Here is a 26,773-nt window from a genome sequence, read left to right as displayed (position 1 = left end):
TTCTTGACGAGTAGATTATTTGTTCTTTTCCTTGGCCCAGCTGTCACGGAGTCCAACCACACGGTTGAACACCAGCTTATCCGGCGTGGTATCCGTATCGATTACGAAGTACCCCGTGCGCAGGAACTGATAATGCTTGCCTGCGGCTTGGAGCTTCACGCTGGGTTCTACCCAGGCGTTGTCGATAACTTCCAAGGAATTTTTATTGAGTGCACCGATAAAGTCAGCGGGCAAATTCCCGTTTTCATCGGTTTCCAGCAAATAATCATAGAGCCGTACTTCGGCAGGCACAGCCGTCTTGGCAGCTACCCAGTGGATGGTGCCCTTAATCTTGCGGCTGGCCGTAGCACCGCCGGTCTTGGATTCGAGGTCAGCCGTGCAGTGCAGTTCCACCACATTGCCAGCCTCATCCTTGATGACCTCATCACATTTGATGATATAGGCGTGCTTGAGGCGGACTTCTCCGCCCGGTTTCAAGCGGAAGAACTTCTTGGGCGCTTCTTCCATAAAGTCTTCCTGTTCGATGTAAAGTTCACGGGAGAACGGAATAAAGCGGTGGCCGCCATGCATGGGGTTATTGTCCCCCAGCAGCCATTCTTCCTTATCTTCCGGATAGTTCGTAATCACGACCTTCAGCGGACGCAGCACTGCCATAATGCGGTCAGCGTTTTCGTTGAGGTCCGAGCGCACGCAGGATTCGAGCATCGCCACATCGACGAGGCTATTGCCCTTGGCCACACCGATTTCCTCGCAGAATTTGCGCAGGGCAGCCGGCGTAAAACCACGGCGGCGCAGGCCGGAAATGGTCGGCATACGCGGGTCATCCCAGCCGCGCACATGGCCTTCTTCCACGAGCTGGCGCAGCTTGCGCTTGCTGGTCACGGTGTTCGTGAGGTTCAGGCGGGCAAACTCAATCTGGCGTGGACGGGTATTGACGTCAAAGCCGAGATTTTCGAGCAGCCAGTCATAGAACGGACGATGTTCCTCAAATTCCAGCGTGCAGACGGAATGGGTAATGCCCTCAATGGCATCGGACAGCGGATGCGCAAAGTCGTACATCGGATAGATGCACCACTTGTCGCCCGTGCGGTGATGATGAGCATGAGCAATGCGGTAGATAACCGTGTCGCGCATAACCATGTTCGGCGAAGCCATGTCGATTTTGGCACGCAGTACCTTTTCCCCATCGGCAAACTCGCCGGCTTTCATGCGGGCGAACAGGTCGAGGTTTTCCTCCACACTGCGGTTGCGGTACGGGCTTTCCTTGCCCGGTTCCGTCAGCGTGCCGCGGTATTCCTTGATTTCCTCAGCCGTCAAATCGTCAACGTAAGCCAAGCCCTTCTTGATGAGTTCCACAGCGTAATCGTAGAGCTTATCGAAGTAGTCAGAAGCATAGTACATGCGGTTCTGCCAGCTAAATCCGAGCCAGCGGATGTCCTCCTGAATGGAGTCCACATATTCCGTATCTTCCTTGGTGGGGTTGGTATCGTCAAAACGCAGATTGCACAGACCATGGTTGTACTCAGCCAGACCAAAGTTCAAGCAAATGGACTTGGCGTGGCCGATATGCAGATAACCGTTCGGTTCCGGTGGAAAACGAGTATGGATTCCCTCGGTGTACTTACCGTTCTTCTGGTCTTCCTCAATCGCATTCTGCACAAAGTTTGTGGCGATTGTCGTGTTTTCTGCCATTACATTCTCTCCTTTATATACGCAGACACATCATCTGGTGTTGCACATTTCTCTTCTATATATTTCCACAGGCGCTTCACGCCGATATCGACACCTTCCTGCTCCGGCAGATGGTCGATAACCGTCTGGATATAACCACGGTCCACCATCTTTTGGAGCGTCCAGGCAAAGTTCACATCATAAACCCAAAGCAGACGCACCAGCTTGCGGTCACCATGCGTCCGCAGCTGACGGTAATCCGCCTGCTCACCGTGCTTAAAAGCCTCGATAAAATCCGGGCTGATGAACTGGCTGGCATCGGAACGGATAAACTTCGGCGCCTCGTCTGCCTTCTCGGGGTCCAGATAAGGCAACAGCACCCGATAGATATCCAATTTATCCGCATCCCGCAGCAGCTTGGCAAACAGGAGTTTTCGCCCTGCCGCCTCGGCGGGAATTTTCTTCTTATTATGATACTTTATGGCATAGCGAACCAGCTCGGCATCTTCCGCCGATAAATCCGCCATATAGGGCATTTCCTCGGCCAACACTTTGAGCCCCAAATCCGCGTGGTCTTCCGACTGGGCATCGTTAAAGGTCTTGTAGATGCTGTACTGCCGGAAACGGCCCACATCATGGAACAGGCCCATGATTTCCGCCAGCTGCACATCGTGCTCACTGAGCTCTAAATGCTGTGCCAATTCGCGGGCAATGGCCGTGACGTAGCCTGTATGATTCATCTTGATGCGGATGCCCTGCATGACCTCTTCGTCATCGGTGACGAACTGATTCATGTAGCCATCCATCCAGGCGTGCATTTTCTTCAGTAATTCTTTCAATATTACAGCCTTCTTTACAATTCTGCTTCATAACAAAGTACAGTTTATTATACTACGAAGGCACTTCTCACGCAATATTTACCAAAATCCCCAAAGCCTGCAATTCCCGCCGGATATCAGCCAGCGCTTCCTCATCCGGCACCCGCACCGTATGAATGTGAATCCCGCCGGTCACGACGAGCAGCGGATTGGCCTGGCACTTTTTCATCTTGGTGAGGAAATTCTTGACATCCCGGCGGCTCTCCAGAAACAAATCGCTCTTAATCGGGCCATAGACCGGATGCTCCACAATCACATCCAGCACGGCACCGCCGTTATCCACGATGGCATTGAGCTCCGCTTCCATATCCTCTGCCGAATGCTGGCAGACGAGTGTAATCTTTTTCTGGCTGGGTTCATCCTCGGGCAAAATATAGCCCCGGGGAGTCGCAAAAATCTTTGCGCCCTCCGCCCGCAGAATGCTTACATCTCCGACGATAATCTGACGGCTGACGCCGAGTTCCCGGGAAAGGCGCGTACCGGTCAGGGGCGAAGTGGCTGCCTGCAAACGGCGCAGGACTTCCGCCCGCCGTTCCTCTGTGGTCATAGAAATCCCCTCCTTTTTGGATAACAAAAAAAGCTGCCTTGCGGCAGCTTAAATTTCAAATGGTGGGCGATAACAGGATCGAACTGCTGACATCCTGCTTGTAAGGCAGGCGCTCTCCCAGCTGAGCTAATCGCCCGAAATGGTGACGCGTATGGGATTCGAACCCATGAAGCCGCCGTGAAAGGGCGGTGTCTTAACCACTTGACCAACGCGCCATGGCTCCCCGAGCAGGATTCGAACCTGCGACATATGGATTAACAGTCCACCGTTCTACCGGCTGAACTATCGGGGAATGCCGTGGTGTGTCTCACCAACGAAAATTATTATACGACATCTTTTCAGAGATTGCAACCCCTTTTTTGAAAAAAATTTATTTTTTTTTAGGATTTTTTTAGAACCTCTCAAAATAGCCATTCAGATAGGCGCTGATGCCATCTTCATCACTCGTCAGCGTCACATCTTTGGCCGCTTCTTTCACCACATCCGGAGCATTGCCCATGGCTACGCTTTGGCCCGTGTATTCCAGCATGGGAATGTCGTTGTAGCTGTCGCCAAAGGAAAGGGCCTCCTCCACCGTCAGGCCGTAATGCTTTAACAGCACGGCAATTCCTCCTGCCTTGGAGACGCAGCCGGACATGATTTCGAGCAGAATGGATGAGGAACGCACGACCTGAAACGCAGGATAATTTTCCCGGAAATAATTTTCTGCCGCCACGCAGTCCTCCGGTTCAGCCATCAGGAGAATCTTGTGGGGATAAATCCCCTCGTCCAGCAGCTCCGCAAAATCTGCATTCTCGGCTGTGGCCGAGGTAATATCCATTTCCCGCTGCACCCGCTTGTCCGTCCTGTCTTTTACATACCACTTATTATCCGTGTAGAAGTTGGCCGTAATCTGGGGAAATTTCTCCGCCAGTTCTTGCAGCAGCTGCCGCGTGGGCTTTTCCTCCATCTTGGTGCTGGCCAAGGTCCTGCCTTCCCGGTCTAAGACCAAAGCTCCGCTATAGCTGATTATGGGCATCTTCACGTCCAGCTCGTCCGTAATGGGATAAATGGCCGCCGGCATCCTCGCCGACACCAGCACGAAAGGAATATCCTTCTGCGCCAGTTTCTGCACAGCCGCCTTGCTTTGACATGTCACCTTATGTTGACTTGTCAATAAAGTGCCATCAATATCCGAAAAAACGATTTTCGTTCTGCAATCCGTCATCATCATTACCTCTTTCCCCATGTCAACCCCTGTTGTTGCTTTCATTATAGCCAGTGCTCCGAAGCGCTACAAGATATTTCTGTTCGTTTTCTGTGTGTTTTTCACAGTTTTTCGCCTCTTTTGTGCGATTATCATGTTATAATCGTTAATATAACAGAAAACAAACATTTTGACATGTCAAATCTGGAGGTAATTATGAATTCCCGTGAACGCCGTCACTTCCTCCTGCAGGAATTGCAGAAGGCTAAAGCCGTCTATGTCCGCGAGCTGGCCCAACGGCTCGCAGTTTCCGATATGACCATCCGCCGGGATTTGCACCGGCTGGCCGATATGAATATCGTCACGCTCGTTCATGGCGGTGCTGTCCTCAATGAAGGCACCGCGGCCCTGGCCAACGTCAGCGCCCGTTCATTGCGCATGGCCAAGGAGAAGAATGCCATTGCCGAATTCTGCGCCGGACTCATTAAGGAAGGCAATGCCATTTACCTCGACACTGGCTCGACCAATATCGAAATCGCCGAGGAATTAAAAAATCGGCAAAATATCGCGGTACTCTCCCACTCATTGCCGATTCACAATATTCTCTCTGTCAATGACAAACTGCAACTCATCGCCATGCCCGGCTTCTACCGCAGTTCCCCGCATGGATTTTTTGGCGACCTGACCTGCCGCATGATTAAAAACTTCCGCATCGACATCGCCTTTCTGGGCATCTGCTCCATCGACGCCAGCGGCATCATGTCCCCGGACTTCGACGACCAAGCCGTAAAGCTCGCCCTGCTGGAGCGCGCCAACAAAAAAGTCGTGGTCTTTGACCATACGAAAATCAATCACCTGTCCTTCATACAGGTCTGCACTCTCAAAGACATCGATATGCTGGTCACCGATAAGCAGGCCGATAAAGACTTCCTCACCGCCGCCCAAAAGCAGGGCGTAGAAATCGTGCAGGTTTAACGGAACCTTTTAAATCACCAGGCATGCTTGCCAGTATTCAACAGGTTATCAATATCAGCATAGGCATTCTCGATAGCTTCTGTATGATACACCCAATAATTGTCATATATCTTCTTGGTAAGTCCCTTGCTTTCCCATTCAGCCAAAACTTCACCGGTCTTACGATTCTTATAGGCCGCATAAAATTCCAGCAGGTACATAAAAAATTTCATTTCCTCCGGCATATCACTCACCTCGAATATACACAGACTTGCGCGGGTCACCAGTAATCTGCTCTGCTTCCCAAATTTCCAAAATTGCTCCGGCACCAAAATCCGTCATGCCGCAAGCCTCATTTTCTAACATTTCATGGGTCTTGGATTGCACAAACTTCTGCAATGCCTCCATATAGCTATAGCCATACTTCTCCACCAGCATATTGACCACAGCTTCATTGTAATAATCCAAAATATCGGGGTCGAGCCGCTTCATAACTGCTTCGCCTCCTTAAAGACCAATAAATCCAACGCTTTCTCTGTACGAAACAAATATTGGTCTTTTAACTTCTGTGGCAATAACAGTTTAATCGCCACATCTTCGGGAAAATAACCCTTCAAATAATTGTTGACCGTGCGGATAGCTTGGTCATTGGCCACAGGCCCAACCACCATATCATAATCATCAGCAGGTGGATTTCCAGTGCGATGAGCCGTTATATACCGCAGCCAATCTCTATCCGGTCTGACAAAAGCCAGTACCTTCACTCTATCCACATAATCATCGCTAATTTCAAAAACAGATATCGTTGCTACGCCTTCCTCACGACGGGCAGCCGTCCTAACCGCCCACTTCCGTGCCTGCTCAAAGTCACTGGTCATATAAAAGCCAGCGCCAAAGTCCAAAAATCTTTGCGATTTCAATATCTTAGGTTCACGAACTACAATATTGCTTCCATGAAATAACACCATAACAATCTCCTCATTCACAAAGAATTATACCGTAACATAGTCCCTTATTTGCCTAAAAAGATTATTAATATTAGCTCTAAAGCAGCGCAGAGCAGGCGGGGATAGCTGGCTGAAGCGTTGGCGGTGAGCGTTAAGAACGGATTTTTTGCCATACCGCTGTTTTATTGTGAAAAGCATACTGTTTGAGCGTAGCGAGTTTTTGCTTTTCACGATACTTAATTAAAGGCAAAAAATCCGTTCAGCTCCCCGTCATAGCGTAAGACAGCTATCCCCGCCTGCCCTGCGCCTTGTGCCACGAACCCAGACGTGGTAATCATATTCTATCCCGTTTCACATCTTCGGCAATAAGTTCTTCAAGCCGTCCCACGGTCATATCTTTTTCGGAATAGACCGTAATGCCGTGTTTTTGCAAAAGAGCGGTGGTTACGCCCTGCCCTTTGACTTTTTTGCCATCAAAGTTGCCGCTATGGATTTTTTTGACGCCGCAGGAGGGGCTGCCTTCTTTGAGAATGGCGACTTTCGCATTATAGGCTTCGGCGATTTTGAGCACCTTGTCGGCCCCCGTCAGCAGGTACTGGGTGGTATCCATGCCGTTTTCGTCCATAGCCCGCGCTTTGCCCGCAAGGACTTTCTTGCCCGTACCACCCTGAATCTCCATAGCCGGCCTTGGGCAAGGCAGCATGGCGAAGCATTCGGGGCAGACGGCGATAAAGCGGCCCCGCTCATTGTATTTCAACAGCAGCTCATGGGTGTTGGCCCCTCCGCTGTACTTTACCTTATGCCCTAACAGACAGGCGCTAACCAGAATCATCTTCGATACCCCTTTCTCCCAAACACACACACATTTATACCCAGTTTTTTCGCCAAGGACTCCAAAGAATCCTCTTTTAATTCCTGTCCGGCTGCCAAAGGAATTGCGGCACAGGTACGGGCATCATCCATGGCATTATGATGCTGGAAATCAATATGCAGATGCGTGCCCACCGTATCCAGTTTGTGATTCTCCAAAAACGGCCAGGCCTTGCGGGCAATGGCTACCGTATCGCAGTAGGCAAAATCCGGTGTCGGCAGTCCTTCATCCGCAAGACACGCACTTAAAACACCCATATCAAATTTTGCATTATGCGCCACCACGATTTTCCCTTCGAGATGGCTTTTAAGTTCCGGCCAGATTTCGGCAAAGGTCGGCGCATTTTTTGTGTCATTGGGCGTAATGCCATGAATCTGTATATTGAAGTAATTGTACTTATTCATGGGCGGCTGAATTAGCGAGTAGTATACATCCTTCATCCTGCCATCTTCCACCGCCATCACCGCCACACTGCAGGCTGAGTTACGGCAGCCCGTGGCCGTTTCAAAGTCAATGGCCGCAAAGTTCATCATAAATCAATCGTTCCTTCTTTTCTTGCTTATATAACTTTCATCAATCGAATTACAAACGGACAAATCCACCTGAGCGTAGGCCCAGGTGGATTCCCCATTGTTTATTCAATTAACGCTTAGCGCTTGCTTTTCAAATATTCGTCAATGGCGGCAGCTGCCTTGCGGCCTGCGCCCATGGCGAGAATTACCGTAGCGGCACCCGTTACGATATCGCCGCCGGCAAATACGCCCGGCTTGGACGTTTCCCCAGTTTCCTCGTCAGCAGCGATATTGCCGCGCTTCGTCGTATCAAGGCCCGGCGTGGTCTGCGAAATAATCGGATTCGGGCCGGTACCGATGGATACGATAACCGTTTCCACATCCAGGTCAAACTCAGAACCAGCCACAGCTACCGGACGGCGGCGGCCGGATTCATCAGGCTCACCGAGTTCCATCTTGATGCAGCGCATGCCACTCACCCAGCCGTTTTCATCCCCAAGAATTTCCACCGGGTTATTGAGGAGCTTGAATTCAATCCCTTCCTCTTTGGCATGTTCCACTTCTTCCTTACGAGCAGGCAGTTCTGCCTCGCTGCGGCGATAGACGATATAGACCTTTTCCGCGCCCAGACGCAGCGCCGTGCGGGCAGCATCCATAGCCACGTTGCCGCCGCCGATAACGGCGACCTTCTTGCCAATCTTAATCGGCGTAGCGTATTCCGGGAACTTGTACGCCTTCATGAGGTTGCAGCGCGTCAGGAATTCATTGGCAGAATAAACGCCGCTGAGGCTTTCGCCCGGAATGCCCTGGAAACGCGGCAGACCAGCACCCGTGCCGATGAATACCGCATCAAAGCCTTCTTCTTCCATGAGCTCGTCCACCGTGAACAGGCGGCCGGCTACGGAGTTGAGTTCAAACTTCACGCCGAGTTTGGCGATGTTGTCGATTTCCTTCTTCACGACATCATCTTTCGGCAGACGGAATTCAGGAATGCCGTAGGACAGCACGCCGCCCGCCTTGTGCAGGGCCTCAAATACCGTTACCTTGTAACCCTTCTTGGCCAAATCGCCGGCACAGGACAAGCCGGAGGGGCCGGAGCCGATCACGGCTACCTTCTGTGCATCTTCGGCGTATTCAATGGGCTTTACTTCTTCATTCTTGGCCATATAGCGGTCCGCTACATAGCGCTCCAGACGGCCAATGCCGACGGATTCGCCCTTCTTGGCCAGCACGCAGTATTTTTCGCACTGGTTTTCCTGCGGGCAGACACGGCCGCAGACAGCTGGCAGCGCGTTGGCTTCCTTGATTTTTTCAATGGCGCCGTCAAAATCGCGCTCTTTAATCTTGCCGATAAATTCCGGGATATCTACGGACACCGGGCAGCCTTTGCGGCACTGCGGCACTTTGCAGTGCAGGCAGCGTTCTGCTTCGGCTACTGCCGTTTCCTCATCGTAGCCCAAAGCTACTTCATCAAAGTTATGGGCGCGAACCTGCGGGTCCTGCACCGGCATTTCATGTTTCTTCAAAGACAAAGCCATCGTTTATTTCCTCCCCAAACCAATGCGGCAAATATGGTCCTTTTCCTCAGCCTCCATGTCGCGGTACATACGCTGGCGGCTCATGAGTTCGGGGAAATCTACCTTGTGTGCGTCAAATTCCGGGCCATCTACGCAGGCAAACTTCGTTTCGTCGCCTACGGTTACACGGCAGCCGCCGCACATGCCCGTACCGTCTACCATGATGGGATTCAGACTGACCACCGTCGGAATGCCGAGTTCACGCGTAGCATCAGCCACGCTCTTCATCATGATAACCGGACCGATAGCCGTAATCTGGGCAATCTTTTCGCCGCGGTTCACGAGTTCCTGCACCGCATAGGTGACAAAGCCCTTGATGCCGCGGGAACCATCATCGGTCGTAATCAGGATTTCATCCGTCACTTCGGACATTTCCTTTTCCATAATCAGAATGTCCTTGGTCTTGGCACCCATGATGGCGATAACCTTGTTGCCTGCTTCCTTCATCGCACGGGCAATCGGGAAAGTCGGAGCAACACCGATACCGCCGCCCACGACAACAACCGTGCCGTCAAACTTCTTGATTTCAGACGGCTGGCCCAAGGGACCGGCAAAGTCCACAATGCTGTCGCCGGCTTCTTTTGCAGCCAGAGCCATCGTGGAGGCACCGATTACCTGGAATACGATGTTGATGATGCCTTTTTCGCGGTCAAAGTTCGCGATGGTCAGAGGAATGCGCTCACCTTCCTCGTCCACCCGCAGAATGATGAACTGGCCAGCCAGACATTTCTTGGCCACACGCGGGGCTTCGATATCCATGGAGAAGACGCTGGGAGACAGCTCTTCCTTTTTCAGAATCTTAAACATGATTCACTCTCCTAAATACACACAATAAAATCAGGCTAATACACCTGCTAAATACTCTTCCAGATTGGTCTTAATGGGCATCAGATACACATTGGCATCCTTCTTGTCCGCCATTTCCATGACCTGACGGGAGAAATCCACACTCCACTCCAAGGTCGGCGCAAAGTGCTTCGGGAAAATGACGTTGTTCTTGCGCTCCCAATAGCTCTGCGAAGCCGCCGTGACCACCGGCGATACGCCCCAGTACACATCCAGCCCATCGAGCATATCCATATAGATTTCCAGCATCCGCATGTCGAAGAACGGCTGCGTGAAGAAACCTGCGGCCCCGGCCTGCACCTTGCGGCGGGTACGGTAAAGCTCATGGCGCATGGAACTTCTGTACTGGTCAATGCCCGCATAGACCTTCACTTCCGGCATTTCCTCGCGGAACTTGCGGATGACGTCCGTGGATTCCGTCGGATAAACCTCATGGGTCATGCGCTGCGGCGGGTCGCCCTGCACCACCAGCACTTCCTTGATGCCCTTTTCCCGCAGATAATCCTTCATGGGCAGTTCCTTGTCCAAGTCGATATCCATGGCGCGGATATGAGGCATGGACATGGCAAAATACTCCTGGGCAATTGCCGAACCTTCCCAGCTGCGGGTGTCAAACCGCAGTAAATCGGGGATATTGATGACATCAATCTTGCCCTCATACTGCTTCAAAAGCTGTAACTCGCCGCGCAAAGTCTCCTCGTCACGGGGAATCAGCTCCACGGATACTCGTTTCATAGGCTGCCTCCAGACTATCTGTTAATTTGTAAAGCATAAGCTGCATGAATACTATTGTAATGTCTTTTTTATGAAATTGCAAGGGCAAAGAAAAAGCCCTCCCCTTTCCCGGGAGGGCTCTGTTACTGCCATTAAGAACGCATAAAGAGATTCACCATAAAGGCAATGCTTACCAGCCACATGATGGGGCTGACTTCCTTGGCCTTGCCGGACAGGGATTTCATGAAAGCATAGCTGATGAAACCGAAGGCAAAACCGTTAGCGATGGAAGAAGTCATGGGCATCATGATGATGGTCAGGAAGGCGGGCAGACCGTCAGTGAAGTCAGCGAAGTTTACCTTGCCTACTTCAGACATCATCAGCGCACCAACGAGGATAAGCGGCGGAGCCGTAGCATAACCCGGCACCAGACCAATCAGCGGAGCAAACAGCAGCGATACCAAAAACAGCACAGCTACCGTTACAGCCGTCAGACCCGTCTTACCGCCAGCGGCGATACCAGCAGCACTTTCAATGTAGGAAGTTACCGTGGAAGTACCGAATACTGCGGAGAAAATCGTACCCACAGCGTCGGTGTTCAGCGCGCGGTCGAGGTTTTCAATCTCGCCATTTTCTTTCACGAGCTTGGCTTTGGCGGTCAGGCCAATCAGCGTACCCATGTTATCGAAGAGTTCCACGACCGTAAAGGTGAAGATAATGGACAGGATGCCGTAGTTCCAGGCCCCCATGATGTCGAGCTTGCCGAAGGTTTCACCCATATGGGGCAGGCTGGTGCTGACTACATCAGCAAAACTTGCCGGTACCGGGGAGTAGCCCAGCACCATGGAAAGAACCGTGGTGGCAATGATACCGATAAGAATGGAGCCCTGCACATCACGGGCCATCAATACGCCGGTGAGTACGAGGCCGAACAGGGACATGGCCGTTTCCGGCTTCGTTACACTGCCCAGCGTGATGAACGTGGCCGGGTCACTGACGATAAGTCCCGTGCCCTTAAGACCGATAAAGGCGATAAACAGACCGATACCCACGCCGATAGCCACGCGCAGATTCTGCGGCACAGCGTTGATGATGGCCTGACGCACATGGCTGATGGTCAGAATTAAAAACAGCAAACCAGAGAAGAAAACGGCGCCCAGAGCAACCGTCCAATGCAGGCCTAAAACGCCGCAGACATAATAAGCAAAAAACGCATTTAAGCCCATGCCCGGTGCCAAGGCTACCGGATAGTTGGCGAATACGCCCATCATAAGTGTGGACAGCGCTGCAATCCAAATGGTGGAAGCAATGGCCGCTTCCTTGGGCACACCGGCATCGGCCAGAATGTTCGGATTGACGAACATGATGTAGGCCAAAGCGATAAAGGTGGTGAAACCAGCGATGACTTCCGTGCGTACCGTGGTTCCCTTTTCCGAGAGCTTAAAGAAGCGCTCTAGGAAAGACTGACTTGCTTGTGCTTGCATAAAAAATAATAGCCTCCTCTTTCTCCACAGGTCAAACAAAAACTCTGCACCAGTCAAGAAAAAAGAAGCAAAAAACTCCCTGCTTCTTCTTGTAGACTGTGACAGTTTACGGCTGCCTGTAGAAACGCCCGCACCCTATCAGCGGGCTTATACAAGAAATTAACGGTACTAGCATAGCAAATATTAGGACATATGTCAATTTGTTAGAAAATTAGCAATCATAAAAAATGCCCGCAAAAAACGCTTCTCCTCCATATTCTGCTACCTGCGAGCAGGATTTTATGTTACAATTATATAGTAAAGTAATAACTGTAAGTACGTAAGCCTGACTTGGAGGAGCTTATGCATAATTTGAGGGTATTCGTCATTGACAACTCCATAATGTTTCAGAATACCTTATTGCAGGAGCTGACCAAAAGGCTGCCCGCCGGAAGTCTGGTGGAACGTGCCGGCCAGCCTGCTGAGGCACTGAGCAAACTGGCTGTTTTCAAGCCCACCATCATTGTGCTGAACTTTGCCTTATCTTCCTTATTGGTAAAACAGGAAAAGTTTCTGCCTCTGCTGATTAAAACCTTTCCCGCGGCTCCCGTTGTGACTTATGGAATCTTGGAAAGCGGCCAAAGGGCAGCCCAATTCCTGGGAGCTGCCCAGTACCTGAAAAAGCCTTCCACGGGCCAGCCCATGGAACCCTTCTTTGAGCAGCTGGTCAGTGCCCTGCTGGTTTCTCAAGGGAAAGCGGACCGTGCCAATAGCCGGCCGTCTGACATTGGCAGCGGTGCTGTAGTGACAAAAGAAATCTGGCAGGCCTCCAAGCCTGCACAGCCGCCAGCACCACCGAAACCAGTGCCCTGCCCCATTACCAGCAGCATAACACCACCGCCCAACGCGGCGCAGATTGACCTCATTGCCATCGGCGCCTCTACTGGCGGAACAGAAGCCTTATCGTCAATTCTCACCCAGCTGCAGCCGCCTCTGCCGGGCATTGTCATTGTCCAGCACATTCCCCCCATGTTCTCCCGCCTCTTTGCCGAGCGCCTGAACACGGAATGTCATCTTTCCGTAAAGGAAGCGGTCAGCGGGGATGTGGTACTGCCCAATCACGTCTACATTGCGCCGGGAGCCAAGCATATGACCATCTCCCGCATGGGCACCCGCTATATGCTCGAATGCAAGCCCGGACCGCCAGTGCACAGTGTCTGCCCATCGGTAGATGTACTCTTCGACAGCGTGGCGGATGTGGCAGGGAACCATGCCATGGGCATCATCCTTACCGGCATCGGCAAAGACGGTGCTGCCGGCCTGCTTAAAATGCGTCAGCTGGGTTCGCCCACCATCGGACAGGATGCCGCCAGCTCCGTTGTCTACGGCATGCCTAAATCCGCTTTTGAGTTGGGCGCCGTACAGCAGCAGCTGCCCCTTTCCAGCATCCCGCAGGCCATTTATAAACTCGTCCGTTGACTTGTCAAAAATCAATAAAACGTACACTAAAGGCGGTGACCACATGGTCACCGCCTTCCTTTATTGTGCCTATGAATTTCTTAAAGCCGGAACTTGCCGACAGCCTCCTGCATCTTGTTCGCCAGATTAGCCAACGCCTGCGAAGCGGCTGCAATCTCTTCGTTCGATGCAGACTGTTCTTCTGTTGCCGAAGAAATGGTCTGCATGCTGTCGGAAGTCTTGTTGCTTACGCTGTCAATGGCATCCACTGCCGTCACAATCTGCTCGGCACCAGTGGAAACCTGCGATACTGCACCATTGATTTCTTCCATCTGCACATTGATAGAATCCACCTTGCTCATAATGTCTTCGAACTGCTCGCCTACATCCCGAATGGCCTTGGTTCCCAAAGTCACCTCTTCGGTACCGCTCTGCATGGATTCCACAGCCCGAGCCGTTTCATTCTGAATGGAAGCAATGCGTTCTTTAATCTGTTCTGCCGATTCCTGGGATTCAGCCGCCAGCTTGCGGACTTCTTCTGCTACGACTGCAAAGCCGCGTCCCTGCTCACCGGCACGAGCAGCTTCAATGGCTGCATTGAGGGAGAGGAGGTTCGTCTGCTGAGCAATGGAGGAAATCGCCTCCACAATCTGGCCAATCTGCTGAGAACTTTCGCCCAGCGTCCTGACGACTTCCGAGGAAGAAAGAACACTCTGCTCGATAGCGCCCATCTTCTTGATGGCTTCTTCCATCAAATCGGCGCCCTTCTTGGCAGCTTCTGCCGTCTGGTTGGAAGCGGTCGTTACATGCTTAGCCTTGGCGGACATTTCCGCAATATCGTGATAAACGCCATCCACGCTTTCCTTGGCACTGCCGATATCACTGAGCTGCTGGGCCACATTGCCCACAACATCCCCCACCGTTTCGGCAACATGCACGGATGCATCTGCCGACTGCTGGGCGTTAGCCGTAAGTTCTTCGGAGGATGCAGCCACCTGCTCCGAAGTCGTGGCCATCTGCCGGATAAGGTTGCGCAGATTGTCACTCATGGTATTAAAGGCCTGCGTCAAAGAGCCGATTTCATCGCGGGAAGTAACCTCCAGATTCTTCTGGGACAGATTGCCATTGGCCAGTTCGCGGGCATTAGCTTCCAGCGCCACAATCGGATTGGTAATGCGGCCCGCAAAGGCAAAGCAAACCACCAGTACCAACGCCAAACCTACCAAGGTCAACACGGCATAGACAATCTTCAAGCTGCTGACAGCGGCAAATACATAATCATAGGGGACGCTCATGGCAAAGAGCCAGCCCGTGCTAGGTACCACGGTATAGCCACAAATCATTTTGCCATCCCGGGGGTTGTCAAAGACAAATACACCCTTGCCAGCTTTCAGCATTTCTTCAAAATGACTGCCAATTCCTGGCAAATCCTGAAACTTGGAGCCAATAGCCTCATCTGTACCAATTCCCAGAATCATGCCCGTCTTATCCGCAACAGTTGCCATACCAGCTTCGCCGTGGTATTTCAGCTTATCCACCTGCGCATCCACTACAGCCAGGTCAATATCCGTACAGATGGCTCCTGCAAACTGGCCGTTAGCCTTGAAAGGCGCCACCGCTGAAACCACCAGTTTCCCCGTATTCTTGTCTACATAGGGATCGGTAAAGACCATCTTGCCAGCCTTCTTCGCATCGTTGTACCAAGGACGAGTACGCGGATCAAGAGTCCCTGTGCTCTTGTTCTGGGTGCGGTAGGAAGCAAAATAACCATCCTCCATGCCCACATTGATGTCAAGAATTTCTTTATCCGAAGCACCGATAGCCAGAGAAGCAATGCTCTTGGTTCGGGTTTCGTCCCCATTGAACTCCGTCAGCAAATCTGCCGCATACTGGGCGGATCTCCCTTTTGCCTGCAGCCAGCCATCCATTTGGGAAGCTGCATCTCCCATGGTAGCGGTTAATTCCTGCTCCACAGCCTTCTCCAGATTGCTATCCGCTGTGTAAAAGCCAATAATGGAAACCACCGCCAATAACACACCGATAATTCCGGCTAGTACCGTGAATTTTTGTTTAATCCCCATACATGACCATCCTCTCTTCCTTATATTGGATTTTCTCAAATCACAATTTCCCGTGCCTTAATACTTCTACGCTCAATTCGCAAATCCTTTCAAAGACTAAAAATTTTCTAAAAATAAGCGATGCAGAACGCACAAAAATAAGCCTGTCCTTCCTGATGACGTAAAAGCTGTGGCAGTAAATTTTTGTTTTACTATTTCGCGACAAAAAATTATTTTTCATGCTTGCAGAATAAAAAAACTGTGAGCAAAACGATTGCTCATTTTGCTCACAGCCTTGTAAATGCTCAGTTACCGGACTCAATCAGCCCGTAATTGCCATCGGTGCGCTTGTAGACCACCTGCACATCTTCCGTCTGGGAGTTGCGGAAGACGAAGAAGTTGTGGTTCAGGAGATTCATCTGCATGATGGCTTCCTGTACGTCCATGGGTTTTACCACGAAGCGTTTGGTCTTCACGACCTGATATTCCTCATCATCTGCCGGCCCTTCAACAGGGGGCGTCTTGAGGGCTTCGGCCTTGAAGCCGCCGCCACGGAAACGGCGAGCCAGTTTCGTTTTCTGTTTATGAATCTGGCGCTCCAGTTTTTCCACCACTAAGTCAATTGACGTGTACATATCCATCGTGGCCTCTTCGCCGCGAAGCAAAATGCCATTCTGTACGGGCACCGTAACCTCGACGATGTGACGCCCCTTCGATACGGTTAAGAGAACCGAAATATCACCAACGTTTTCGAAATACTTGGTGACTTTGCCTACACGTTTTTCCACATACTCGCGCAGGGAAGGAGTGATCTCGATGTTCTTGCCTCTTACAGTGAATGTTGCCATATGACACATCCCCTTTCTTATACTGCCACAGGACGTTGCCTGCGGATTAACTAGCAACAACTTATTTGGTTCTATATACAGTATTCGCCGCTTGTATGCAAAACCCTTCTTTTATTGTAAAGAAAATATAAAAAAGCCCTCCCGTTTGGGAAGGCTTAATTCGCTATAAAATTAATTATGCCGTTTTGCTGACATTGGAAGCCTGCGGACCGCGGGCACCTTCCACGATGTCAAATTCAACTTCCTGACCTTCGTTCAGAGTCTTGAAGCCTTCGTCATTGATAGCGGAAAAATGTACGAATACATCGTCCCCATCCTCGCGGGCAATGAAGCCATAACCTTTTTCAGCGCTGAACCATTTAACTTTACCAACCATTGAGATTCCTCCTGTTGCTTAAAACCTGTCGCCTACAATTCTTTGACGACCCAATAACAATTATAATTGTTAGTTATTGAATTGTCAATCTTTTCTTATATGTGTATACAGTTTTACCCTTTTACACTTTTACAACACTTTGGAGAGGAAACTCTTGGTACGTTCCTGCTGAGGATGTGCAAAGAGTTCTTCCGGTGTACCCTGTTCTAAGATGCCGCCACCGTCAATGAAGAGAACCCGGTCGGCCACTTCCCGGGCAAAGCCCATTTCGTGCGTCACAATGGCCATGGTCATGCCTTCCTTGGCCAGAGAACGCATAACATCCAGAACCTCGCCGACCATTTCCGGGTCAAGAGCTGAAGTCGGTTCATCAAAGAGCATGACCTTGGGTTCCATAGCCAATGCGCGGGCAATGGCCACACGCTGCTGCTGACCGCCGGAAAGCTGACTGGGATAATTATTGGCTTTATCTGCCAAGCCGACCCGTGCCAATAGTTCCTCGGCTTTCTTCTTCGCCTCAGCCTGGCTGATTTTTTTGACCTTCATGGGCGCCAGCATAATATTTTCCAGTGCCGTCATATGCGGGAACAGATTGAAACGCTGGAACACCATGCCGACTTCTTCCCGGACTTTATTGATGTTGGTTTCCCCGTCGAGCGGTGTGCCGTCCACCGTCACCTTGCCGCTGGTGGGTTCTTCCAGATAGTTCATGCAGCGCAGCAAGGTGCTCTTGCCGGAACCGGACGGGCCGATAAGCGCCACGACTTCCTTTGGTTTGATATGGAGATTGACACCTTTGAGGACTTCCACCTTGCCAAAGGCCTTATGTAAATTTTCAATGACGATCATCTTTTGCAAACCTCCACTCCAAGAATGCCACAAAGCGGGAAATAGTCAGCGTCATAATCAGGTAAATGATGGCTACACAAGTCCAGATTTCCACCGACGCATAGGTCTTGGCAATGATGAGCTGGCCGCGGCGGGTCAGTTCCTCAAAGCCGATAACCGATACCAGCGAAGAATCTTTGAGGAGGGCGATAAACTCATTGCCCAACTGGGGAATAACCCGCTTAAAGGCCTGCGGCACAACGATGTAACGCATGGTCTGCACCCAGGTCATACCCAGCGAACGTCCCGCTTCCATCTGCCCCTTGTCAATGGACTGAATCCCCGAGCGGAAAATCTCCGCCACATAAGCGCCAGAGTTCAAACCGCAGGCGCTGATGGCTGCCACATAGGGGTCACTTCTCTGTCCTGTCATCAAGGGCAGAGCGAAGTATACGAGGAAAATCTGTACGAGCAGCGGCGTCCCTCGGAAGAAATCCACATACACCGCCGCAATCCAGCGGAAAATCCGGATACGGCCAATGCGGGCAATGCCCATAAAGAGACCGATAATAATACCCACGGCCACAGACAGTGCCGTTATCTTGATGGTTATCCCCGCTCCCAACAGGAGCAAGGGAAAGGACTGTACAACCAAGTCAAAATTAAAATCCATATCTTTCACCCTGCTTATATTTATTCATAAATCATGTATAATTATAGAGCAATATTTTAAGAGTGTCAACCTGTAAAATAGCCTTCCCGAAAGGGAAGGCTATGGGAAAAACTATTATTTTTTCTCGCCGAACCATTTTGCGAAAATCTTGTCGTATTCGCCGTTTTCTTTGAGCTTCTTGAACGCAGCGTTAATTTCCTTCTGCAGTTCTGCATTGTCCTTATTGATGGCAATGCCGTAATCTTCAGCCGTCAGTTTTTCGTCCAGCACCTTGACGCCCTGTGCGGCATTCTTGGTGATGAAGTAATCATTTACCGGACGGTCATTTACGACGGCATCCACGCCTTTGGCCTTGAGTTCCATGAAGCAGTCAGCCGGAGTGTTGAGTTCCGTAACCGTCACGCCTTCGAGCTTCTTAACTTCTGCAGCACTGGTGGTACCAATCTGCACAGCTACCTTCTTGCCCTTGAGGTCAGAGAACTTCTTGATGGCTTCTTCGTCCTGACGAACCACCATGGTCAGACCGGACTGATAATACGGGTCAGAGAACAGAACATTTGCCTTGCGTTCATCGTTGATGGTCATACCGGAGATAGCCACATCGATGCTCTTGCCCTGCAGAGCCGGAATCAGGCCATCAAAGCCCAGATTCTGAATTTCCACTTCACGGCCCATTTCCTTGCCGATGGCACGGATGAGGTCCATATCAAAGCCCTGATATTCCTTCTGGGTTTCATCCTGGAATTCAAACGGCGGGAAGTCAATGGAGGAACCAACCTTCAGAACCTTGGCCTGCTTATCAGCGGCAGGAGCACCGCTATTGCCGCAGCCCGCCATAGCAAAGACAGCAAATGCACCTGCTGCCAGGAGGGATAACACTTTTTTCATCTTCATAGAATAACCCCACTCTCAAATTAAATTTTTACAATGTAACAAAAGTGGAGTTTGAGCGTTTCGCTCAAACTCCACTCGTCACGCACAATGTAAGTATAACACACTACAGAAAAACTGCAAGTGTTAATGATTACATTGCTTCGCCTCTTTTTTTGTTAAAGCAGTCACGGCAGTATACCGGACGATCGTTCTTCGGTTCGAACGGAACTTCCGTTTCCTTGCCACATTCAGCGCAAACTACCTTGAACATCTGACGGGCTTCACCGCCATCACGACTGCGACGACGTTTGTCACGGCAATCGCGGCAACGTGCCGGTTCGTTTTCAAACCCCTTCTCAGCGTAGAATTCCTGCTCACCAGCGGTGAACGTAAATTCCTTCCCACATTCTTTGCATACCAGTGTTTTGTCTTCAAAAGCCATACGATAATCCCCTTACCTAAAAAGAAATAATATTTAGATGTCCCTGTATCCCTGAGTCCCCTAGTTTTTCCGTAGATTACGCCGAGAAAAAGAACGTCCATGCCTATTATTATATATTGTTTAGTTCAAAAATGCAAGTGTTTTTTATATTGTGCAAAAATTTTGCCATATCGCACAATATCCACTTTCAAGCTCGCGCATATAATTTTTGACATCCATCAGCGGAGATTTCAAGAGATTTGCCCTGAGTCCCGAGTGATATGCACCGATAAGTTCCGGACTGTTGCCCAGCTGCACGGCTCGGCGCACATAATTGATGTCATTTTCTACCACAAGCTCTTTAACCCCGGCATTCACCAGAATAGAAGCCCCAAAACGGGAACCATGGCGGCGCCCGCGGATGCTCACGACCGGCACGCCCATGAACAGAGCTTCGCAGGTGGTCAGTCCCCCATTATAGGGCATAGTATCCAGCGCAATATCAATATCCCGGTACTGTTCCATATAATCAGGGCTGTAAGGCCGCATCTCCACCCGGGCCAAATCAAAGCTCAGCCGCTTCAGTCTGTCCCGCAGGATAGCCCGGCCAGAATCAATGCTGCAAATCTTGCCCTTCAGCACCAGCTTGGAGCTATGCACCTGATCCAGAATTCCCCGCCATAAGAGTAAGGTTTCATCCGTGACCTTCGCTAAATTATTAAACGAGCCAAAAGTCACGAAACCATTTTTAAGGCAGGGCGCTTCTGTGCCCGCTGGTGGAATTTCCCGCACCGCACCCGGCACATAGCAAAGATGGGAATGCGGCAGACGCAGGATTTTTTCCGTAAAGCCCTGAGCTGCCTGTTCACCGGCAGGCAGACAGACTTCATCCGACAGGAAGTAATCAATGGTAGAAAGCCCCGTGGTATTCATATAGCCGATACCTGCCACCTGCACCGGTGCAGGGCGCAAGGCCATAATGGGCAGGCAGTTGTTGTTGCTGTGACCGGATAAATCCACCAGAATATCAATCTGGTCTTCGGCAATGAGCCGCGCCGCCGTCCTGGGGCTGCGTCCGCGCAAATCCCGCCAGGTCACCGGCGAAGCCATCAGCCGCTTCGTTACCTCATCCCTCTGCCCCGTGGAATAAGCATAGACACTGAACCGGCTGCCATCGAAATTCTTGAGCAGCGGCGCAACGAAATTGGCCACCGCATGCTGACGGAAATCCGGCGAAAGATAACCGATACGGAGTTTCTTGCCGGGAAGTTTCTGCGCATTATCATGAAGATAGGGCGTGACATTCAACATGGGGCCGTATTTTTCTGCCAGTTCCTTACCCTCCAATGCGCCCAGTTCCCGATAATTGCGCATGAAGAGAAACTTGCTGTAAGATAAGGCCTTCTCCTCATCCGAAGCCCCATTTTTGCTATGGGCCAGCATCAAGGCCGCCGCCTTATCCGGCTCAGCAGCCAAATAATAAGCATCCGCCAGCCAGGCTCTGGCTTTTTGTAACAGGTAAATGACGATTTTGTAATAGGGTTCATCAGGAGTCAGCGCCCAGAGTTTCCGTTCCAGTTCATTGACCAGTTTATTCAGTTCCGGAATTTCCTCGTCGAGACGGAATTCCACAGCAGCAAGACCTGCTGCCACCAAACGCCCCCGCAGATGCTGGGGCTTCTTGCGCAGGATTTCATCCAAGAGCGCATGGGCTTCCTCGTGGTCGCCGGTATAAAGGGCCGCTTCAGCCATTACCGCTGCCCCGTCCATGCTCTCCGCATCAATATTCCAAAGTTCCCGTGCGCAGGCCCGCATGCCCTTCGGGTCACCATCACTCGCAAACTTATCGGCCAGATTCAGCCAATTTAACGTTTCATGCTCCATAAACAGACTAACTCCCAAAAATTTATCGAAAATCCCTAAAAACCGTCGCTTCTACTTATTCTACGTTACTGCCCGCTTATCCTTTATTTGACCTAAAAAGAGCGCAGACATGATTTATCACACCTCGGGGTTGAGTTCTTTGCCGTACTCCCGGATAAATGCTTTTTGATAACCTTTGTACTCATAGGCCAAAGGCTTCTCCTTGGGGCAGTGGATGCACCAGAAGTCCGCCTCCTGATTGGGCACCACCACTTTGTAACCCGCCCGCTGCATCTCCTTGCACAGAGATGTATCGTAAAGATGCCAGCCGGTGAAGATATCCTCCCGCCATTTTACATCATACTGGGTCGCAATAAAGAGGCCGTCCACGGCTTCCACTTCCTGATACTCCCCTTCCGGCTCCCGGCAGTGGGAATCCACAACACTTTCCGGTTCACAGGCATGGAGCACCCGGCCATAGGTGCGCAGGCCATCCCACCATACCCCGCTAAGTGGCAAACTGCGGCAGCCGATGACACCCACAGCCCCAACCGTTTTATCCGCAAAAATATGCAGTAAATCCGCCACGAGATTTTTATTGACCACCAGCGTATCCTGATGAAGATAGACCTTGTATTTGGCATCCGTGCGGGCCATCCCCGCATTATACCCTGCACACATGGAAGCGGCCCCCCGGACCGGGATAAACTCTGCCGTCATGTCCTCAGGTATATGCAGACTCTCCAAATAGAGACGGCACTCGCTGTACCAGTCCTCACTATTGACACAGGTGATAAAGGCAATCTTTTGTTCATCCACTTGATTATTCATTCTGCATCCCCTGCCATTCCTGCCAAAGTTCCTGCAAATAAGCAGCTTCTTCCTCGGTGGTCGCATTATTCAATGCCCCTTGAAGCATCTGACCAATTTCATCCCGCTCCGCGGGCGAATTAGCCAACAGCTCACGATAAAATTTTTTTGGATGGAATACCGCCTGCTTGATAAACGCCGCCGTATAATCGGCAAACAAACCCGTCTTACGATAGAACTGCCAAAACTCCCGGCAGTTTTGCTCCGGCTCCACACCGTATTCGATACGATGCAAATATATTGACAGCTGCCGCCGTTCCGCTTTACTGTACATGGACTTCAAGAGCGCCATTTCCGGCATGGACCTGTCTGCCCGCACCAGATAGAATTCCGTATTGATATCGTCCCCTTCATTGTCAAAGCCCGCTGCCAAAAGTTTCTGCAGCGTCTTTTCATCCGCGGGACGCTTCTGCGGTTCCATAAAGACCATCTTATAATAGGAAGCGTAGAGCAAGCGCTCAAATTCCTGCCGGGCAAAGAGTCGGGCCACCACATTGTAGTAGTGGCCTGCGAGCAAATCCGTAAGCTGCGACCAATGGCGAATATTGCGGAAACTGGTGAGGAAACTGCCCGTCTCCTTGAGAAAGCGGGAAAATCCCGCCGCAATGTCCTGGGGATGTCCGGCCTGTTCCAAAGTCAAATCCGAAATGATGTAATCAAAAAATTCCTTAGGGTAAGGCAGGGGTGCGTCCAGATAATTAAGCTCCGTAAATTCCACAGAAAGTCCCTGATAATCCAGCATGGCATCCCTATCGGCGGTCACCGCATAGAGCTGGGCACAGGGAAACATCCGGCGTAAATCCGGCAGATAACAGAGGCTTTCCACCACCAGAATCTTTAAGGATAATTCGCCCGGTTGTAAGAATTGCAACAATTCCGGCTTGATTTTTTCCGGCACATCATCCACCTCCCCAATTTACATTCTATCATTATAACATATTTTCCTGCCCCCATGCCATTTACAGTCCGCACAAAAGGTGATAGGATAACTTTATAATTTTGAGCTATAAATTTAAGGAGTGATTTTTTGGACGGCGCTTCCCTGCGAATTCTCTATGTGGTAACGGATTTAATCATGCCCTTGGTGATGGGGTATTTTATGCACCACCGCCATTGGATTTCCGATAATACCATCAACAAAGTCATCCGCTTCAACGTTATCTGCGTGTACACCACACTCTCCTTGCTGAGTTTCTGGGTACTCCCCCTGTCCTGGAACCTGCTGCTCGTGCCCCTGTTTGGCATGATGCTGGTACTGCTGCCCGGAGCTATCGGTTATGCCCTCTTTGCCCGGCGCATTGAAAATCTGTTGGACAGAGGCGCCTTTATTGCCAGCGCCATGCTTGCCAATCTTGGCACCCTGGGCGGGGTCTGCGCCTTTATCCTTTACAACGAGCAGGGATACGCCTATTCCCAGCTCATTGGCACCACCCAGAATTTTCTGCTCTGCGTCGTGGTGTTTCCCATGGCTCAGTACTATTATCTGAAGCATACTTCCTCAGTCCGCAAGTCCAGCCCCGGCCACAGTTTCCGGGAAATGTTCTTTTCCATCAACCAGTTAAGCCTTTTGGGCATGGCCACCGGCCTGCTGCTCAATGCCAACGGCGTGGAACGCCCCCAGGAACTGGGCACCATCTTCCAAAGCCTCGTCCACATCGGCGCTTGGATTGCCATGCTGCCAGTGGGGTTCTTAATCGATTTCGGCAAGGTGCGGGAATATGCCCGAACAGTACGCACCCTGACATTGCTGCGCTTCGTCATCACCCCGGCCCTCTTTATCATCTTGACCTATCTTGTAGTAAGCGACCCCATCCTGCGGGGAACCCTCATCATTCTAACCTTCTGCCCCACCGCCATCAACGCAGTGCTAGCCGCCAAAATCTACAAACTCAATTACGATATAACCGTTTCTTCCTTCGTCATCACCACAGCCGCTTACCTCCTGCTAATCTTCCCACTGCTGTTCCTCTGTTTGCACTAAGCAGCTACTATTGAAAAGGAACATCCACACATATAAGCTGCAGTATGTTAGTGCGTGCTGAAATATTTTTGTTACAGCTTAGTTTGGGCAGAGGTGGTAATACTTTTCGCCGTTGCACTAAATGACCCACAAGCAAATGTATGGACTTTTTAGTTACCTGCGCCGGGCAAGACCGGCGGCGCGTATGTTCAGCTCGATTTTTAGTAACTACCGTTTGTGGGCCAGTCCTCACTGCGTTCGGACAGTCGTTCCACGGCGAAAAGCATCACCACCTCCGCCCTAAGCGACGTCCCTATAAAACGTAATTTTCGTGGAAACAAGCAGCAAGCACATCGATGTTCTTGTAACGGGAGCAACGAGTTCGTGGCAATAGTATTGGCCGTAGCTTGGGTCGGACGGGGGAGTGATTTTTCTGTAGGGAGCGACTGCCTGAACGAAGTGAAGGCCGACCCCATGTAGTCCCCGGCTAAGCAAATACACTGAAAGCAGCGCCGTTGGCCTGCCCGGCGCGAATAACTGGACAGCTGTACTTTACGAAGGGGTCGTTTAGCGGAAAACAGAAAAATTACTCCCCCGTCTGGCCTCAAACTACGTATGAACAAGATACCTTTACCACGAACGCCCCAACAAACTGCAATTTAGACTAAAAAGGAGCTATGAAAATTCATAGCTCCTGTATTTTCATATGGTGACACCTACGGGATTCGAACCCGTGAACCCGGCGTGAGAGGCCGGTGTCTTAACCGCTTGACGAAGGTGCCGATTGGTGACGCCTACGGGATTCGAACCCGTGAACCTGGCGTGAGAGGCCAGTGTCTTAACCGCTTGACGAAGGCGCCAAAAGCAACTCTACTGTTGCTGACTCAAACTATTATAGCACTACGCCGTAAGGTTGGCAAGGCTTTTTTGCAGACGGGCCAGAGAATTTTCCTTGCCCAATACGGACAGGATTTCCGTAGCGCCGCCCGGCGTTACAGACTTGCCGGCAACGCCGATACGCAGCACCCACATCACGAGGCCCTTCTTGAGTTCCTGAGCTGCGATGTATTCTTCGAGCTTAGCGTAAAGGCTGTCATTGTGCCAGTCTGCTTCGCTTACACCTTCCAAGAGTTCCACGAGTTTCGGCATGAGTTCAGCGGCCTTTTCCGGATTGACCTTGTTGCGCTTGTTGTTGTAGAGGTCAGCATCAAACGCCGGCATCTCCACGAGGAAGTCAATTTCGTCTTTGACATCGCTGAAGCGCTGTACGCGGGTCTTCAGGAGTGCGGCCACCATCTGCCAGTTCTTTTCGAGATAATCCGGCAGGTCCTCCACAAAGTCATGGGCGCGCTTAGCAAATTCTTCGTCGCTCATGGCCTTGAAGTATTCGCCGTTAATCCATCCCAGCTTGTCATAGTCGAACACAGCCGGGGACTTGGACAGACCATCCAGCTCAAAGTGCGCAATGAGTTCTTCCATGGAGAAGATTTCCTGATTGGTGGTCTTGGGGTTCCAGCCCAGAAGTGCCACATAGTTCGTGATGGCTTCCGGCAGATAGCCCAGCTTCACCAAATCGTCAAAACTCGTTGCTCCATGACGCTTGGACAGCTTGGATACAGAACCGTCTTCATTCTTACCCATAACCGGTGCCAGATGAATGAAGGTCGGCACTTCCCAGCCATATGCTTCATAGAGCAGGATGTACTTCGGCGTGGACGTGATGAACTCAGCACCGCGCATGATATGGCTGATACCCATCAGATGGTCATCGATTACGTTGGCAAAGTTATAAGTCGGCATGCCATCACGCTTTAAGAGCACCTGGTCTTCCAATTCGGAGTTCGGAATGGTGATATTGCCATGGAGCACATCAAAGAACGTGGTCGAACCATCGAGCGGCATCTTCTGACGGATGACATACGGGTCGCCATTTTTCAGATGTTCTTCGATTACTGCAGCATTCAAATCGCGGCAGGTGCGGTCATAGCCGCCAAACTCACCGGCAGAATGGTCTTCGTCCGGGTCGCAGAAACAGTAATAAGCATGACCGGTCTTTACCAGTTCTTCGGCGTACTTCTTGTAGATGTCCATGCGCTCACTCTGCACATAGGGGCCGCAGTCACCGCCGATATCGGGGCCTTCATCCGGCACAATATGCGCCATTTCGAGCGTGCGGTTGATGAAATCCACCGCATCGGCCACATAACGCGTACGGTCGGTATCCTCAATACGCAGGATAAAATCACCCTTCTGTGCTTTGGCGTAGAGATAACCGTAAAGCGCCGTGCGCAGATTACCAATATGCATATAACCCGTAGGGCTCGGAGCAAAACGGGTACGAACCTTCTGACTCAATGAAATTTCCTCCTAAAAACTT

General features: G+C 51.0%; 27 protein-coding genes, 5 tRNA genes and 1 riboswitch. Of the genes, 3 read left to right on the top strand and 29 right to left on the bottom strand.

Translation table 11 applies throughout. From position 1 onward, the window contains the following. Positions 1 to 15 precede the first annotated feature (15 nt). The 7 genes from P157_RS0105325 to P157_RS0105295 all read right to left on the bottom strand — a co-directional run bounded on the left by P157_RS0105325 (position 16) and on the right by P157_RS0105295 (position 4,324). On the bottom strand, positions 16 to 1,692 hold the full coding sequence (locus tag P157_RS0105325) for a glutamine--tRNA ligase/YqeY domain fusion protein (RefSeq protein WP_026760087.1): 1,677 nt from the start codon (positions 1,690 to 1,692) through the stop codon (positions 16 to 18). Next, positions 1,692 to 2,510 carry an HD domain-containing protein gene (locus tag P157_RS0105320; RefSeq protein WP_026760086.1) on the bottom strand — a complete coding sequence of 273 codons (819 nt, stop codon included), beginning with the start codon at positions 2,508 to 2,510 and terminating at the stop codon, positions 1,692 to 1,694. The genes P157_RS0105325 and P157_RS0105320 overlap by 1 nt, the downstream gene beginning before the upstream one ends. A gap of 67 nt (positions 2,511 to 2,577) precedes the next feature. Further along, positions 2,578 to 3,096 (bottom strand): transcription repressor NadR, encoded by a 519-nt coding sequence (locus tag P157_RS0105315; RefSeq protein ID WP_026760085.1) that lies wholly within the window; start codon positions 3,094 to 3,096, stop codon positions 2,578 to 2,580. 60 nt (positions 3,097 to 3,156) lie between these two features. After that, positions 3,157 to 3,232, bottom strand: a tRNA-Val gene (locus tag P157_RS0105310). A gap of 4 nt (positions 3,233 to 3,236) precedes the next feature. Continuing rightward, positions 3,237 to 3,311: transfer RNA gene (locus tag P157_RS0105305), tRNA-Glu, on the bottom strand. A gap of 1 nt (position 3,312) precedes the next feature. After that, positions 3,313 to 3,388: transfer RNA gene (locus P157_RS0105300), tRNA-Asn, on the bottom strand. 99 nt (positions 3,389 to 3,487) lie between these two features. After that, complete coding sequence (locus P157_RS0105295) at positions 3,488 to 4,324, bottom strand: HAD family hydrolase (RefSeq protein ID WP_026760084.1); 837 nt, start codon at positions 4,322 to 4,324, stop codon at positions 3,488 to 3,490. Positions 4,325 to 4,498: 174 nt separating this feature from the next. Between P157_RS0105295 and P157_RS0105290 the strand changes: the two genes are divergently transcribed. Then, positions 4,499 to 5,257: a DeoR/GlpR family DNA-binding transcription regulator gene (locus P157_RS0105290; protein ID WP_026760083.1), complete on the top strand. Its 759-nt coding sequence runs from the start codon at positions 4,499 to 4,501 to the stop codon at positions 5,255 to 5,257. 14 nt (positions 5,258 to 5,271) lie between these two features. Here P157_RS0105290 and P157_RS0105285 read toward each other — a convergent pair whose 3' ends face one another. From P157_RS0105285 to P157_RS0105245, 9 genes are all read right to left on the bottom strand, one after another. Further along, entirely contained in the window at positions 5,272 to 5,469 is a 198-nt protein-coding gene (locus P157_RS0105285) for a DUF3791 domain-containing protein (RefSeq protein ID WP_230578443.1), read from the bottom strand. Positions 5,470 to 5,482: 13 nt separating this feature from the next. Beyond that, positions 5,483 to 5,728 carry a hypothetical protein gene (locus tag P157_RS0105280; RefSeq protein WP_026760081.1) on the bottom strand — a complete coding sequence of 82 codons (246 nt, stop codon included), beginning with the start codon at positions 5,726 to 5,728 and terminating at the stop codon, positions 5,483 to 5,485. Continuing rightward, entirely contained in the window at positions 5,725 to 6,204 is a 480-nt protein-coding gene (locus tag P157_RS0105275) for a DUF3990 domain-containing protein (protein ID WP_026760080.1), read from the bottom strand. Before P157_RS0105275 ends, P157_RS0105280 begins: the two co-directional genes overlap by 4 nt. A gap of 313 nt (positions 6,205 to 6,517) precedes the next feature. Next, positions 6,518 to 7,015, bottom strand: a complete 498-nt coding sequence (locus tag P157_RS0105270; RefSeq protein ID WP_026760079.1) for a DUF523 domain-containing protein — start codon at positions 7,013 to 7,015, stop codon at positions 6,518 to 6,520. Further along, positions 7,012 to 7,587 (bottom strand): 3'-5' exonuclease, encoded by a 576-nt coding sequence (locus P157_RS0105265; RefSeq protein WP_080695385.1) that lies wholly within the window; start codon positions 7,585 to 7,587, stop codon positions 7,012 to 7,014. Before P157_RS0105265 ends, P157_RS0105270 begins: the two co-directional genes overlap by 4 nt. A gap of 116 nt (positions 7,588 to 7,703) precedes the next feature. After that, complete coding sequence (gene gltA, locus P157_RS0105260) at positions 7,704 to 9,104, bottom strand: NADPH-dependent glutamate synthase (RefSeq protein WP_026760077.1); 1,401 nt, start codon at positions 9,102 to 9,104, stop codon at positions 7,704 to 7,706. 3 nt (positions 9,105 to 9,107) lie between these two features. Continuing rightward, positions 9,108 to 9,950 (bottom strand): sulfide/dihydroorotate dehydrogenase-like FAD/NAD-binding protein, encoded by an 843-nt coding sequence (locus P157_RS0105255; RefSeq protein WP_026760076.1) that lies wholly within the window; start codon positions 9,948 to 9,950, stop codon positions 9,108 to 9,110. A gap of 30 nt (positions 9,951 to 9,980) precedes the next feature. Further along, positions 9,981 to 10,724: a methylenetetrahydrofolate reductase gene (locus tag P157_RS0105250; RefSeq protein ID WP_026760075.1), complete on the bottom strand. Its 744-nt coding sequence runs from the start codon at positions 10,722 to 10,724 to the stop codon at positions 9,981 to 9,983. Between the two features lie 131 nt (positions 10,725 to 10,855). After that, positions 10,856 to 12,187 (bottom strand): NCS2 family permease, encoded by a 1,332-nt coding sequence (locus tag P157_RS0105245; RefSeq protein WP_026760074.1) that lies wholly within the window; start codon positions 12,185 to 12,187, stop codon positions 10,856 to 10,858. Between the two features lie 72 nt (positions 12,188 to 12,259). Then, positions 12,260 to 12,362: riboswitch (purine riboswitch) on the bottom strand. A 167-nt stretch (positions 12,363 to 12,529) separates the two neighbouring features. Here P157_RS0105245 and P157_RS13925 point away from each other — a divergent pair. Further along, entirely contained in the window at positions 12,530 to 13,645 is a 1,116-nt protein-coding gene (locus P157_RS13925) for a chemotaxis protein CheB (protein ID WP_037368137.1), read from the top strand. Positions 13,646 to 13,725: 80 nt separating this feature from the next. Here the strand turns inward: P157_RS13925 and P157_RS0105235 are convergent, their stop codons facing one another. The 10 genes from P157_RS0105235 to P157_RS0105190 all read right to left on the bottom strand — a co-directional run bounded on the left by P157_RS0105235 (position 13,726) and on the right by P157_RS0105190 (position 23,334). Further along, complete coding sequence (locus P157_RS0105235) at positions 13,726 to 15,705, bottom strand: methyl-accepting chemotaxis protein (RefSeq protein ID WP_037368135.1); 1,980 nt, start codon at positions 15,703 to 15,705, stop codon at positions 13,726 to 13,728. Positions 15,706 to 15,989: 284 nt separating this feature from the next. Next, entirely contained in the window at positions 15,990 to 16,532 is a 543-nt protein-coding gene (gene hpf, locus P157_RS0105230; protein WP_026760072.1) for a ribosome hibernation-promoting factor, HPF/YfiA family, read from the bottom strand. A 175-nt stretch (positions 16,533 to 16,707) separates the two neighbouring features. Then, positions 16,708 to 16,908, bottom strand: a complete 201-nt coding sequence (locus tag P157_RS0105225) for a cold shock domain-containing protein (protein WP_026760071.1) — start codon at positions 16,906 to 16,908, stop codon at positions 16,708 to 16,710. Positions 16,909 to 17,037: 129 nt separating this feature from the next. Beyond that, the gene (locus tag P157_RS0105220; protein ID WP_026760070.1) at positions 17,038 to 17,757 is read right to left on the bottom strand and encodes an amino acid ABC transporter ATP-binding protein; all 720 of its coding nucleotides are present in this window, start codon (positions 17,755 to 17,757) and stop codon (positions 17,038 to 17,040) included. Beyond that, positions 17,744 to 18,409 (bottom strand): amino acid ABC transporter permease, encoded by a 666-nt coding sequence (locus tag P157_RS0105215; protein WP_026760069.1) that lies wholly within the window; start codon positions 18,407 to 18,409, stop codon positions 17,744 to 17,746. The genes P157_RS0105220 and P157_RS0105215 overlap by 14 nt, the downstream gene beginning before the upstream one ends. A gap of 114 nt (positions 18,410 to 18,523) precedes the next feature. After that, positions 18,524 to 19,303: a basic amino acid ABC transporter substrate-binding protein gene (locus tag P157_RS0105210; RefSeq protein ID WP_026760068.1), complete on the bottom strand. Its 780-nt coding sequence runs from the start codon at positions 19,301 to 19,303 to the stop codon at positions 18,524 to 18,526. Positions 19,304 to 19,433: 130 nt separating this feature from the next. Beyond that, positions 19,434 to 19,724: a zinc-ribbon domain containing protein gene (locus tag P157_RS0105205; protein ID WP_026760067.1), complete on the bottom strand. Its 291-nt coding sequence runs from the start codon at positions 19,722 to 19,724 to the stop codon at positions 19,434 to 19,436. Between the two features lie 144 nt (positions 19,725 to 19,868). Then, on the bottom strand, positions 19,869 to 21,587 hold the full coding sequence (locus P157_RS0105200) for a hypothetical protein (protein ID WP_026760066.1): 1,719 nt from the start codon (positions 21,585 to 21,587) through the stop codon (positions 19,869 to 19,871). A 117-nt stretch (positions 21,588 to 21,704) separates the two neighbouring features. After that, a complete protein-coding gene (locus P157_RS0105195; RefSeq protein ID WP_026760065.1) occupies positions 21,705 to 22,397 on the bottom strand; it encodes a glycosyltransferase family protein in 693 nt (230 codons plus the stop codon). Then, positions 22,390 to 23,334 carry a class I SAM-dependent methyltransferase gene (locus P157_RS0105190; RefSeq protein WP_026760064.1) on the bottom strand — a complete coding sequence of 315 codons (945 nt, stop codon included), beginning with the start codon at positions 23,332 to 23,334 and terminating at the stop codon, positions 22,390 to 22,392. Before P157_RS0105190 ends, P157_RS0105195 begins: the two co-directional genes overlap by 8 nt. 129 nt (positions 23,335 to 23,463) lie before the next feature. Between P157_RS0105190 and P157_RS0105185 the strand changes: the two genes are divergently transcribed. After that, entirely contained in the window at positions 23,464 to 24,417 is a 954-nt protein-coding gene (locus tag P157_RS0105185; RefSeq protein ID WP_026760063.1) for an AEC family transporter, read from the top strand. 686 nt (positions 24,418 to 25,103) lie between these two features. Here P157_RS0105185 and P157_RS0105180 read toward each other — a convergent pair. The 3 genes from P157_RS0105180 to gltX form a co-directional block, all read right to left on the bottom strand. Then, positions 25,104 to 25,178 (bottom strand) — tRNA-Glu (locus tag P157_RS0105180). A gap of 3 nt (positions 25,179 to 25,181) precedes the next feature. Further along, positions 25,182 to 25,256 (bottom strand) — tRNA-Glu (locus P157_RS0105175). 40 nt (positions 25,257 to 25,296) lie between these two features. After that, positions 25,297 to 26,751: a glutamate--tRNA ligase gene (gene gltX / locus P157_RS0105170; RefSeq protein WP_026760062.1), complete on the bottom strand. Its 1,455-nt coding sequence runs from the start codon at positions 26,749 to 26,751 to the stop codon at positions 25,297 to 25,299. Between the last annotated feature and the right edge of the window lie 22 nt (positions 26,752 to 26,773).

The sequence above is a fragment of the Selenomonas ruminantium AC2024 genome, from assembly GCF_000687995.1.
In the GTDB taxonomy this organism is placed as follows: Bacteria; Bacillota; Negativicutes; order Selenomonadales; family Selenomonadaceae; genus Selenomonas_A; species Selenomonas_A ruminantium_B.
The sequence above is the reverse complement of the archived record's forward strand: the minus strand, read 5'-3'. Positions and strand labels throughout refer to the sequence as shown.